12 protein-coding genes are annotated in these 11,685 nt (G+C 69.5%); 1 reads left to right on the top strand and 11 read right to left on the bottom strand.

The features are described 5' to 3' along the window. Positions 1–165: 165 nt before the first annotated feature. Complete coding sequence (locus ACFWNN_RS04980; protein ID WP_382438547.1) at positions 166–1,467, top strand: jacalin-like lectin; 1,302 nt, start codon at positions 166–168, stop codon at positions 1,465–1,467. 41 nt (positions 1,468–1,508) lie between these two features. On the opposite strand, the gene ACFWNN_RS04975 is transcribed toward ACFWNN_RS04980, so the two are convergent. From ACFWNN_RS04975 to ACFWNN_RS04925, 11 genes are all read right to left on the bottom strand, one after another. Next, a complete protein-coding gene (locus tag ACFWNN_RS04975) occupies positions 1,509–3,287 on the bottom strand; it encodes a rhamnogalacturonan lyase (RefSeq protein WP_382438546.1) in 1,779 nt (592 codons plus the stop codon). A gap of 65 nt (positions 3,288–3,352) precedes the next feature. Then, positions 3,353–4,021 (bottom strand): cupin domain-containing protein, encoded by a 669-nt coding sequence (locus ACFWNN_RS04970; RefSeq protein WP_382438545.1) that lies wholly within the window; start codon positions 4,019–4,021, stop codon positions 3,353–3,355. Next, the gene (locus tag ACFWNN_RS04965) at positions 4,015–4,887 is read right to left on the bottom strand and encodes a PmoA family protein (RefSeq protein WP_382438544.1); all 873 of its coding nucleotides are present in this window, start codon (positions 4,885–4,887) and stop codon (positions 4,015–4,017) included. The genes ACFWNN_RS04970 and ACFWNN_RS04965 overlap by 7 nt, the downstream gene beginning before the upstream one ends. Continuing rightward, on the bottom strand, positions 4,875–5,951 hold the full coding sequence (locus ACFWNN_RS04960) for a Gfo/Idh/MocA family protein (protein WP_382438543.1): 1,077 nt from the start codon (positions 5,949–5,951) through the stop codon (positions 4,875–4,877). Before ACFWNN_RS04960 ends, ACFWNN_RS04965 begins: the two co-directional genes overlap by 13 nt. After that, positions 5,948–7,255 carry an ABC transporter substrate-binding protein gene (locus tag ACFWNN_RS04955; protein WP_382438542.1) on the bottom strand — a complete coding sequence of 436 codons (1,308 nt, stop codon included), beginning with the start codon at positions 7,253–7,255 and terminating at the stop codon, positions 5,948–5,950. Before ACFWNN_RS04955 ends, ACFWNN_RS04960 begins: the two co-directional genes overlap by 4 nt. Before the next feature lie 15 nt (positions 7,256–7,270). After that, positions 7,271–8,095, bottom strand: a complete 825-nt coding sequence (locus ACFWNN_RS04950) for a carbohydrate ABC transporter permease (RefSeq protein ID WP_382438541.1) — start codon at positions 8,093–8,095, stop codon at positions 7,271–7,273. Then, on the bottom strand, positions 8,085–9,008 hold the full coding sequence (locus tag ACFWNN_RS04945) for a carbohydrate ABC transporter permease (protein ID WP_382438540.1): 924 nt from the start codon (positions 9,006–9,008) through the stop codon (positions 8,085–8,087). The genes ACFWNN_RS04950 and ACFWNN_RS04945 overlap by 11 nt, the downstream gene beginning before the upstream one ends. A gap of 149 nt (positions 9,009–9,157) precedes the next feature. Beyond that, the gene (locus tag ACFWNN_RS04940; RefSeq protein WP_382438539.1) at positions 9,158–9,403 is read right to left on the bottom strand and encodes a PLD nuclease N-terminal domain-containing protein; all 246 of its coding nucleotides are present in this window, start codon (positions 9,401–9,403) and stop codon (positions 9,158–9,160) included. 78 nt (positions 9,404–9,481) lie between these two features. Beyond that, positions 9,482–10,438, bottom strand: coding sequence for a cellulose binding domain-containing protein (locus ACFWNN_RS04935; protein ID WP_382438538.1), 957 nt, complete (start codon positions 10,436–10,438; stop codon positions 9,482–9,484). Positions 10,439–10,510: 72 nt separating this feature from the next. Further along, the gene (locus tag ACFWNN_RS04930) at positions 10,511–11,095 is read right to left on the bottom strand and encodes an NPCBM/NEW2 domain-containing protein (RefSeq protein ID WP_382438537.1); all 585 of its coding nucleotides are present in this window, start codon (positions 11,093–11,095) and stop codon (positions 10,511–10,513) included. Positions 11,096–11,137: 42 nt separating this feature from the next. Continuing rightward, positions 11,138–11,683 (bottom strand): PH domain-containing protein, encoded by a 546-nt coding sequence (locus ACFWNN_RS04925; RefSeq protein ID WP_382438536.1) that lies wholly within the window; start codon positions 11,681–11,683, stop codon positions 11,138–11,140. Between the last annotated feature and the right edge of the window lie 2 nt (positions 11,684–11,685).

Below are 11,685 nucleotides of genomic sequence, written 5' to 3'. Positions count from 1 at the left end.
CATTTCCGGCGACGTCGAACCTGTCGAACGCGGTGTCGAATTCCCCGCCTGGTGCGGTCGAACCGTTGACCGGCCCCGTTCCCGGCTGGAAGATCGCAGCGCTCCTCCGCCGAGCACTGCTCCCCCACATCCCCCTGCACCGTGGAAAGTGAGCCAAGAGCGGCAATGTCGACGTTCACCCGCATGCTCGTCCTGGCGGTCGCGCTGAGCACCGTCCCCGCCGTCGCCCACGCACAGCCCGGCACCGGCGGCAGCTTCCAGGTCCTGACCTACAACGTGGCCGGGCTGCCGGAACCCCTGTCGTCCGGCGATCCCGCCGTCAACACCCCGTTGATCAGCCCCCGGCTCGCCCCCTACGACGTCGTCGCCGTCCAGGAGGACTTCAACTACCACGCGGCCCTGTACGCGGGTGACAATCACGCCCACCGCACTCCCACGAGCGGAGGCGTCCCGTTCGGCAGCGGCCTCAACACGTTGTCGCACCGCCCCTACCAGGACCTCGAACGCACGAAGTGGTCGTCCTGCAACGGAACCGACTGCCTCACCCCGAAGGGGTTCACCTTCCAGCGGATCGCGCTGGCCGAGGGCGTGAGCGTCGACCTGTACAACCTGCACCCCAACGCGGGCACCGAGCCCGCGGACCTCGCCGCGCGCCGGGCGAACATCACGCAGCTGTCGCGGTACGTCGCCGCGAACTCGGCCGGCCAGGCCGTGATCGTCCTGGGCGACACGAACACCCGCTACACCCGCGCGGACGACAACATCCGCGAGCTGGTCACGACCAACGGTCTCACCGACGCGTGGGTCCAGCTCGAACGAGGCGGCCAGGCGCCTGCGGCGGGCAGCCCCGCGCTCGTGTGCGACCCGGCGGCGGTCACCGACTCCTGCGAGGTGGTCGACAAGATCCTCTACCGCGGCAACCGCCAGATCACCCTGACCGCGAGGGACTACCGCAACGACAACGCGGTGTTCCTCGACGCCGCGGGCAGGCCCCTGTCCGACCACTACCCGATCGCCGCCCGGTTCGACTGGACGGCCGACGGGGACATCCGGCTCAGCGCCGAACTGGGCGGGCCGCACGGCACTCCGTTCACCGACCTCGCGGCGGCCGACCTGGGTCCACTGAGGACGCTGAGCCTGCGCGGTGGCAGCCGTCTGGACCAGATCTCCGCCTCCTACGACGGCACGACGCTGACGCACGGCGGCGGAGGTGGTACCGCGACGAGCCTCACGCTGGACCCGGGCGAGCACTTCGTGTCGGTGCAGCTGAGCCAGGGCAGGCACAACGGCCGGACTCGGGTGTTCTCGGCCGCCCTGACCACGAGCCGGGGCCGCGTCCTCTCGGCCGGGCAGCCGACCGGGGATACGGCCACCTTCACCGCCCCCGCCGGGTGGCGGGTCGCCGGGTTCACCGGCCGCTCGGGTGACGAGGTCGACCGGCTCGGCGTGATCTTCGTGCCGGCCTGACCGGGTGGCCCCGCGCTCGCCGGGCGCGGGGCCCGCCGTCCTCACGGTGACGCGAAGCTCGGGTGCGGTGGCTGGTTGTAGGCGGTGTTCTGGAACGCCACGGCCAGCCGGTACTGCCGGTCCTGCAACAGCGACACACGCCGGATCGAGGTCGGCTCGGTGGTCGAGTAGATGCGCAACGCCCGGTTGTCGCTCGTCCGCCAGACGACCTCCTCGCGCCAGTCGCCGAGGATGTCGGCGGATAGCGCGGGCGTGGACTTGGTCCCGTTGTTGGAGGCCACGCCGGAGCCCGTGAGCAGCCTCGTGTCCCCGTCGGGGCCGTACTTGTCGATCGTGGTGCCGTTCAGCAGCTCGCGCTGCGCGTCGCCGTCCCACCAGATGACGAAGTTGATCGACCCCGGCTTGCGGGCCGCGACCTGGGCGCCCGTGGTGGCGCTGCGCAGCCCGCCGACCGAGGCCGACCACGCCTCGGCACCGGCGTTGCCCGCCCAGATGTCGGCCGCCACTCCCCTACCGTTGTCGCACCCGCACGACGGCGCGCTCCAGATGACCTGACCGGTGCGCGCGTCGCCCATCCAGTGGGCGAGGTCCGTCGTGGACTCGGACGGCTTGAAGACCTCCAGGCCGGGCCGGGACGGGATGAAGTCGCCGACGTGCAGCGCGTCGCCGTGCCGGGTGCCGTTCTGCCAGAGGCCGCGGCCGTTGTCGTCGATCGCCATCGAGCCGTAGACGATCTCGTCGCGGCCGTCACCGTCCACATCGGCCACCGACAGCTGGTGGTTGCCCTTGCCCTCCCAGGCCGAGCGGTTCGACTGGGTGGCGGAGTCGAACGTCCACCGCTGCGTCAGCTGGCCGTTCCGGAAGTCCCACACCGAGATCACACTGCGGGTGTAGTAGCCGCGGGCCATGACGATGCTCGGCCGCGAACCGTCCACATAGGCCGTTCCGGCGAGGAAGCGGTCCACCCGGTTGCCGTAGTTGTCACCCCACGACGACACGGTCCCGCGCGGCGGCACGTAGTTCTCGGTGTCGAGCACCGCGCCGTCCGTACCGCGGAACACCGACAGGTACTCGGGCCCGGCCAGCACGTACCCGCTGCTGTTGCGGTGGTCGGCGCCGGAGTTGCCGATCACCTGACCGGTGCCCGACCGGGTGCCGTCCGCGGTCTTCACCGCCACCTCGGCCCGGCCGTCCCCGTCGTAGTCGAACACCTGGAACTGCGTGTAGTGCGCGCCCGCCCGGATGTTGCGGCCGAGGTCGATCCGCCACAACCTGGTGCCGTTCAACCGGTACGCGTCCAGGTAGACGTTGCCGGTGTAGCCGGACTGCGAGTTGTCCTTGGCGTTGGTGGGATCCCACTTCAGCACCAGGTCCTGCTCGCCGTCACCGTCCAGGTCGCCGACCGACACGTCGTTGGCCACGTAGGTGTAGGACTCGCCCGACGGCGTCGTCCCGCCGGCCGGGATCTGCAGTGGAACGTCCCTGCTCGTCGCGAGGGTGCCGACGGACCGCGTGGCCGCCGCCGGTTCCACGCCTCCGCCCACCGCTCGCACCGAGTAGGACGCGGTCGCGGGAGCACCCTCGTCGAGGAAGCTCGTCGCGGTCGTGATCGGCGCCGGGTTGACCCGCACGCCGTCGCGGTAGACGTGGAACGCCACGTCGGCCGCGTCCGACCCGAGCAGCCGCCACGACACGAAGTTCCCGTTGCCGTGCACGGACCTGATGCTGATGAGCCCGCGTTCGGGTGGCTCGTCCGCGACCGCCGGAACGCCACCCAGTGCCAGAACCGTTGCCAGCACTAGAGAATTGAAACGTTTCATGCATCAGACGCTAGCGTCGAACGAATCGAACGCACCGGCCGCGGAGGAGTTCGACTCGAATTCGATCAGAAGACGTCGAGCCGCCCGCACATGCCGAGCCGCGGCCCCTTCCCGTGCGTCACCTGGACGTCCGCCTCCACCAGATGTCCGATGTCCCCGTCGCGCAACCGCTCCAGGTGCTCACCGGTGCGTTCGGCCGACGCCAGCGCACCCTCCCGCCAGCGCTTCTCCCACGCGTCCAAGCCGTCCTGCTTCAGCCGCACGGCGGCCCGGTAGAACGACTCCAGCGCCGCTGGCTTCCCCCGCCGCAACTCCAGAAACCCTTCGAGGGCGAGATCCCGGCGTTTCCGCGCCGACTCCTCGTCATCGGCCCGCGCGCATTCCGCATAGCGCACGGAATCCGCCAGCACCTCGGACGGAAACGTGAACACCGCGTCACCCGCCTCCGGCAGGCCGCTGTTCTGCATGATCACGATGATCCGCAGGTCGCCGTCGTTCACCAGCCGGTGGATCGTGCCGGGCGTGAACCAGGCGACGACTCCTTCGCTCAACGGCGTCTCGACGAACGCCGACCGGGTCAGCGTCTGCACGCTGCCGGTGCCCGCGATCACGTAGTAGGCCTCCGAACAGGCGAGGTGGACGTGCGGTGACCCGCCGCACACCCCGTCCACCGCGGGCCAGTCGTACACACGCAGGCCGGAGATCCCGACCCCGCCGGGAAACGGCGTCACCACGGATGTTCCTCCACACAGGACTCGATCTGCTCCCGCGACCACGCGCCGTCGCCGACCACGAGCCGGTAACGCAGGTTCAGCGTCCCGCCCGGCTCCAGCCCGACGGTGTCGTGGAACGCGAACGACGGGTTGACCGCCGCGAACGGCGTGCTGCGCACGAACCAGTGCGTGCCGGGGTTCTCCGGATGGTCCAGGAACACCAACGTCGACGAACGATCCACCTCGTCGTGCTGACCGACGAACGCGAGCCAGGCGGCACAGGAGCCCATCAGCTCCTGCCCCGCTCCCCCGCCGGCCGCGAGCACCTCGCCCCCGGTGAACGACCGGGGCCCGCGCCAGAAGAACCCGGTGTAGCCGGCGAGCTCACGCCCGTTCGTCGTCGGGCTGCCGAACACCAACGGCTCCGCGCGCAGGTTCGTCAGGGAGGTCGCGAACTCCAGCGTCCACGAATCGGCGCGGACGTCCCGCACGGCGAAGGCACGCCGTTCGGTGATCCACCGCTCGCCCGCCTCGGTGAACCACGACAGCACCTCGCCGACCCTGGCCCCGTCGACCGCGAACTCCTCGTGCCGCATGGTCCCGACGTTCGGCAGCGCCACGTACCCCTGGTCGCGCACGTACGTCACGCCGCCCCAGAAGTTCTCGCCGGACACGTCGGTCGCGGTCATCTGCACGCCCTTGTGCCAGCGGTGGTCGTGCGGCCGGAACGCCGTCACCACGTCACCGGCGAGCGTGCGCACCGGGTGCAGGTACGGCTTCGGGCCCTCGAAGGCCGGCGTCGACGGGCGGTGCACGTACCGGAAGAGTTCGACACCACCCGCACAAGCGGTCAACACCTCGTCGTCGTACTCGATCACCGGCTCCACGGGGCACCGTTGCCTTCCATCGTCGCGTAGAACGGGCTGTCCGCGCCGATCTCCCCCGCCTTCACGACGTTCCCGGTGAACGCGGACGCGTACAGCGCGGCCACGAACTCCATGGTGCGGCGGGTCTCGGCCAGGGTCACCGGCGGCGGCGCACCCCGCTCCACCGCGTCGAGGAACGCCTCCAACTGGCACCGATGCCCGCTCACGACGGCCGAACGCCCTTCCTGCCACCGCAGCGCGACGTCCTCATGGCCCGGCGCCGGCGTGACCGTCCAGTGCGCATCGGTGTAGCCGTACAGGTGCTCGACCTCGACCGTCGCGCGGTCGAAGTCGAGCCGCAGGTGCGAGGTCTCGCGCGGCGAGAGCAGCGAGTTCACCACCGACGCGAGGGTGCCGTCGGCGAACGTCACCAGCGCCATCGAGACGTCCTCGGTCTGCACCGCCCGGGCCTGCCGCGCCGCGACCGCCCGGATCTCCCGCCACGGCCCGAGAATCGACAGCAGCAGGTCGAACTGGTGGATGCCGTGCCCCATCGTCGGCCCGCCACCTTCACTCGCCCACGTGCCTCGCCACGGCACCTCGAAGTAGGCGTCACCGCGGTACCAGAGGGTGTCGCACCGAGCCACGAGCGACCGTCCGAACACCCCCTCCGCCATCAGCCGCCGCAACCGCAACGCGGCCGGGCCGAAGCGGTGCTGGAACACCGTCGCCACGTGGCCCGCCGACGCGCGTTCGGCCGCGATCAACGTGTCGAGCTCGCCGAGCGACATCGCGGGCGGCTTCTCCACCAGCACGTCCACGTCCGCCGCGAGGCAGTCCAGCGCGAGCGGCACGTGATCACGCGGTGGTGTGCACACGTGCACCAGGTCCAGGGTCTCCGCGTCGAGCATCTCCGCGAGACCGGGATACGTCCGGGGCACGTCCCACTCCCGCGCGAACGCCCCCACACGGGCCTCGTCCACGTCCGCGACGGCCACCAGCTCGATCCGGTCTCCCATCTCCCGCAACGCCTCGGCGTGCGCCGCCGCGATCCCGCCCGTGCCGACGACGGCCGCGCGCCTCACCTGGCGGCGTCCACTTCGGACTGGACTTCCCGCACGAACGACTCGGCGGCCGCGTCCGGTGTGGTCCGGCCGAACAGCACGTCCTCGGTGTGCCGCTTGAGGATCGTGTCGAGGGTGCTGGCCCCGTTCGGGGTGATCCTGGGCGGGTCGCTCACCGGCACGGTGTCGAGGTACTCCTTGGCCGCCTTGTCGGTGTCCTTGAGCTGACCGGCGATCGCCTCGCGGATCTTCTGGTTGGCGGGCACCCCGCGTTCGGTCAGCAGGATCTTCGCGGCCTCCTCGTCGTTGGCGAGGAAGCTCACGAACGCCGCCGCCTCGGCCGGGTGCTCCGACCGCGCCGACACCGACCAGAACATCGACGGCTTGTAGTACGCGCCTGGAGCCGTCCCCTGCGTCTCGCCGGGCAGCCGCATCAGCTTCAGCTTGGCACCGCTGGCCGCCGTCAACGCCGTGAGCTGCGTGTTCCACCACAGGCCGAACGCGGCGGTGCCGGTCGCCGTGGCCGACTGGTTGAGCCCGGCCGAGGCCTTCTCGATCGTCACCGACGGCGGCGCCGCCACGCCGGTCTTGGACAGGTCGAGGATGTACTGCCAGTAGTCGCGGGCGATCTCCTTGGGCAGCACGACCTTGGCGTCCGCGTCGAACATCGCCTTGCCCTGCTGACGTGCCCGGATGCTCAGCCCGGCCGCGTCGTTGATGCCCGGCGACTGCACGCCGAACGCCGCCCCGCCGGCCGCTTTGGACACCTGGTCGCCGATCCGCTTCAGGTCGTCCCACGACCACTTGGTGTCGTCCGGCACCGGAATCTGGTACTTCGCCAGCAGGTCGAGGTTCGCCATGATCGAGTACATGCCGAGCCCGACCGGCAGCCCGTACTGCCTGCCCCCGATCGCCCCGGTGGCGAGCGCCTTCTGGTCGAAGTTCGCGGTGTCGAGGTGTTTGCCCGCCTCCTTCAGGTCCAGCAACGCGCCGCGCTCGGCGTAGGAGGCGATGTACAGCTCGTCCATCTGCATGACGTCCGGCGCGTCGTTGGCCGCCATGGTCGTGGCGAGGCTGTCCCAGTAGCCGTTCCACTCCTTGAACTCGCCCTTGACGGTGATGTTCGGGTGCTTGCGCTGGAACATCTCGATGACCTGCTGCGTCCGCTTGTGCCGGTCGTCCGCGCCCCACCAGGTGAAGCGCAGCGTGACCTTCTCCGTGGTCAGGTCACCGCCCGCGCCGGAACCGGACCCGCACGCCGCCAGGGACGCGGTCAGCGACAGCAGCACCGCCCACGTGACACCGCGGCGAACACCTCTGAACATGAGCTGTCCTTTCGGCTACTTGCCCCCGGTGGTCGCGATGCCCTGCACGAGGTACCGCTGGCCGACGAGGAAGGCGAGGAAGATCGGGAGGAGCGAGACCACGCTCATCGCGAACTGCGAGCCCCACGACGTGGCGACCGTCGAGTCGACGAACGAGCGCAGGGCGACGGGCACCGTGTAGAGGTCCGGGTCCGTCAGGTAGATCAACTGGCTGAAGAAGTCGTTCCAGGTCCAGATGAACGTGAAGATCGTCGTGGTCGCGAGCGCGGGCTTCATCAGCGGCAGCACGATCCGCAGGAAGATCCGCGGGTGCCCGCAGCCGTCGATGCGGGCGGCCTCGTCGAGCTCGCGCGGCAGCCCGCGGATGAACTGCACCATCAGGAACACGAAGAACGCGTCGGTGGCGAGGATCTTCGGCACGATGATCGGCAGGAACGTGTTGACCCAGCCGATGTTCGAGAACAGCACGTACTGCGGCACGATGATCACGTGGATCGGCAGCATGATCGTGCCGAGCATGATCCCGAACCACCACCGCTTGCCGCGGAAGTCCAGGCGCGCGAACGCGTACGCCGCCATCGAGCACGACACGAGGTTGCCGGCGATGCAGCCCAGCACCAGCACGCTCGAGTTGACCAGGTAGGTGCCGAACGACGGCGTGAGCGCGTTCCAGCCCTCGGTGTAGTTCTCGGTCCGCAGGCCGTCCAGGACCAGGCCGGGGCTGCGGAAGATCTCGTCGTCGGGTCGCAGCGAGCTCGCGACCATCCACAGCACCGGGTAGAGCATCACGAACCCGATCACGACCAGGCCCGCGTGCTTGAACAGCGTCCTAGTCGTCATAGAAGACCCAGTACTTCGCCGCCCAGAAGTTGATCGCCGTGAACGCCGCGATGATCAGCAGCAGGAACCAGGCCAGCGCCGACGCGTAACCCATGTCGAACCGGCTGAAACCCTGCTGGTACAGGTAGAGCGTGTAGAACATGGTCGAGTCGGACGGCCCGCCGGTGCCGCCGGAGACGACGAACGCCTGCGTGAACGACTGGAACGCGTGGATGATCTGCAGCACCAGGTTGAAGAACAGGATCGGCGACAGCAGCGGCAGGGTGATCCGCCAGAACCGCTGCCACCGGCCGGCGCCGTCGATCGCGGCGGCCTCGTGGTAGACCTGCGGGATCTGCCGCAGCCCGGCCAGGAAGATGATCATCGGCGAGCCGAACGTCCACACGTTCAGCACGATCAGCGTCGACAACGCCGTGTCCGGGTCGGAGATCCACCCCTTGCCCTGCACGCCGAAGAACCCCAGCACGCGGTTGACCAGCCCGTCCGTGCCGAAGACCTGGGTCCACAGCACCGCGATCGCCACGCTCGACCCGAGCAGGGACGGCAGGTAGAACGCCGAGCGGTAGAACGCGAGCCCGCGCAGCCCGCGGTTGAGCAGCAACGCGACCCCGAGCGCGCACGCCAGTTGCAGCGGCACCGACACGAGCACGTAGGTGAACGTGACCCGCAACGCGTTGTGCAGGCGCGGATCGGTGAGGACGCGGGCGAAGTTGTCGAACCCGATGAACCTCGGCGGCTGGATCAGGTTGTAGCGCGTGAAGCCCAGCCCGAACGACGCGAGCACCGGCCCGATCGTGATGAACAGCAGCCCGGCGAACCACGGCGCCAGGAACCAGAACGCCGCCTTGTTGTCGCGTTTGCGCACCTGAACGCCGTCACGGCGGAGGTGCCGCAGTTCGTCGAGAGCGCTCATGTGCTCCTGACCCCGTCGTCTGGAAAACGCTTTCCGGAGTCTGCATCGGTGCACCACGAGCGTCAAGCACGACCGTCGAACGCAGTCGAATGCCGTCGAACAGAACTGTCGAACGCCCTTGTGACGTTCGACAGTTGGTCCTTTGTGGACTAGTAGTTGACCGGCGTCATCCGGCGCCCGACGACGAACCACAGCAGGCTGCCGAGGAACGGCAGCGCGAACACGACGAGCAGCCAGAGGATCTTCGCGCCGCAGCCGATCGGCGCGCCCAGCACGCTGAACAACGCGGCGATCCAGAACACCAGGAGGGCCACGGCGCCCAGCGCCACGAGGACGAGGAGGCCTCCCTCGAGCCATCCCGCGTTCTGGTCGGACAGGGCGAGCGAAGTGAGCATGCGCCGAACCTACGGCCGTTCGGAGTCATCGCGAGTCGTCCTGAAGGACGATCACGACGTACGACCGTGAGCTGATCTCTACTCGATCGCGCACTTCACGTTGTTGAGCACGAACGCCGTCGGCGGCCGCGCACCGCTGCGGGCGTTGCCGTTGAACCCGAACTGGACCGATCCGCCGGACGCGATCTGCTGGTTGTAGCTCGTGTTCGTCGCGCTGACCAGCGAGCTGTACTGGCGCACGGAGGCGTCCCACGCGCTCTGGACGCTCTCCCCGTTCGAGAACGACCACAGCAGCGACCAGTTGGTGACCTTCTCGGTACCGGTGTTGCGCACGATCACACTGGCCTGGAACCCGCCCTGCCACTGCCCGGTGATCCGGTACGAGACGGAGCACGCCTTCGCTGGTCGAGGTGGCGGCGGCGGGGTCGTGGTGGTCGGCGGCGGTGGTGGCGGAGTCGTTGTTGTCGTGGTCGGTTTGGGCGTGTCCGACCCCTCGCACGGCGGCCCCCACAGCCCTCGCTTGCCGACCTTCGCCTCCTCCTGCGCGGCGATCAGCGGCCCGCCGTCCACCCCTTCCGGCCGCAGGGCGCCCCGCTGCACCGCGAGCACCGCGTAGTCGGTGCCGTCCTCCAGTTCGAGGTTCACCTCGCCGAGCGTCAGCACGGTGTACCGGACGGAGGTCGCCAGCAGCGTCGACTTGGCGAAGTCGAGCGCGCTCTTCGCGAAGCACTCCTTGGGCTCGGCCAGCAGGGCGATGCGCACCCGCGTGCCGTCGACGAACTCGACGGTGCGGCCGTCGATCACGTCGCGGACCACGGTGAGCACGTCCTGCGGCGGCACGACCTTGCCGACCAGCGTCGGAGCGGTGAACGTCGGCGTCGGCGCCGCCGGTGCGGGCTCCTCCGCGGCCGGTTCGGCGGTGCACGCCGTGAGCAGCAACAACATCGCCAGCAGGTGCCCGCGCGCCACTATTCCGCCCCCGACCGTCCACCCGACACGTCCCGCGGCCCGCCGCGCTCTGCAGTTGCTTGGCACGAAACGACTTCCCGCCGTCGTCCGGTGTGGACGACGGCGGAGGACCGCTGTTCCGTCTGTCGGCGAAAGTGATCAGCGCGTTACGGGAGTACCGGGGGCCGCGGCGCAGTACACCCTCGGGGTGCCCCACGCGTTGTCGGCGTCCCTGGCGGCGCGCACGTCCTGCAACGTCAGCAGGTCGACGTCCGCGAGGGCGATCTCGACGTGCTGCGGGGCGTCTCCGGCGCCGGCCTGCCGGGTGGCGATCTCGACGCCGTCGGTCTTGATCACGAACTGGCCGGAGCCCTCGCCGGCCGAGGCTCCGTCCTTGCCGACCCACACGGACAGGCGCGAGCACCTGTTCTTGATGAGCCAGCTCCGGTAGTTGGCCGGGGCGACGCCGGCGCCGCGCAGGCCGCGCGGGTAGGTCTCCTTGCCGATGACGATCGACCCGACGACCTCCTGGCCCGTGCCGGACTCGACCGGCTCGTGCGCGGTGAGGTCGTACCACTCCTCGGCGGGCGTGGTGCTGGTGGGAAAGGTGGCGGGTGGGGCGTCGCCCGCTGTCGGTTCGCCGGGGTCCCTCAGTTCGCTGAGGAGTACGGCCGTGCCGCCCGCCAAGGCGACCCCGAGTGCCGCGGAGATCCACTTCCAGTGACCACTACCGCCAGTCGTCATGCCCGGCATTGTCTCGGACAGGAGCCACTTCGTTACAAGGAATCACGCGATCCACAGTCCCAATTGGGCACTAACGACCAGGACGGCCACCACGCCGGCGAAGTGCCACGGCGCCAGGTCGATCTGTTTGCGCACCCCGGAGGAGTCCTCTGGTGGCGGGCTGGGGCGGTGTCGTTCGATCGTCTCGCGGATCTCCGCCTGGATCCGGTTGCCCCGCAGGGTGCTCGCGGCCGAGAACGCGCCCACGGTGACGTTGATCCGCTCGCCGGAGGTGGTCACGAGCGTGACCTCGCGGGTCGCCTCGACCGACGCGAGCGAGGCCCACGGCACCCAGTAGCGGCGGAACCAGTTCACCACCAGCACGCCGGAGTCGTGGACCTCGACGACCGCGTGCGCGCCGACCATCCACATGAACCAGGTCAGCGGCGCCATGATCGCCACGAACTCCAACTGCTGGCCGAAGCCGTTGCCCGGGAACGGGTTGAGCAGCACGTACGCGGACGTGACCAGCGCCGCGAGCGACACCGTCCAGCCGAACGCGCTGTCGAACTTCCTGCGCAGCACCGCAGCCGCCCTGCCCCGGCTCATGC

The organism is Lentzea sp. NPDC058450 (genome assembly GCF_042721395.1).
Lineage (GTDB): Bacteria > Actinomycetota > Actinomycetes > Mycobacteriales > Pseudonocardiaceae > Lentzea.
This window is presented reverse-complemented; position numbering and strand designations above follow the sequence as displayed.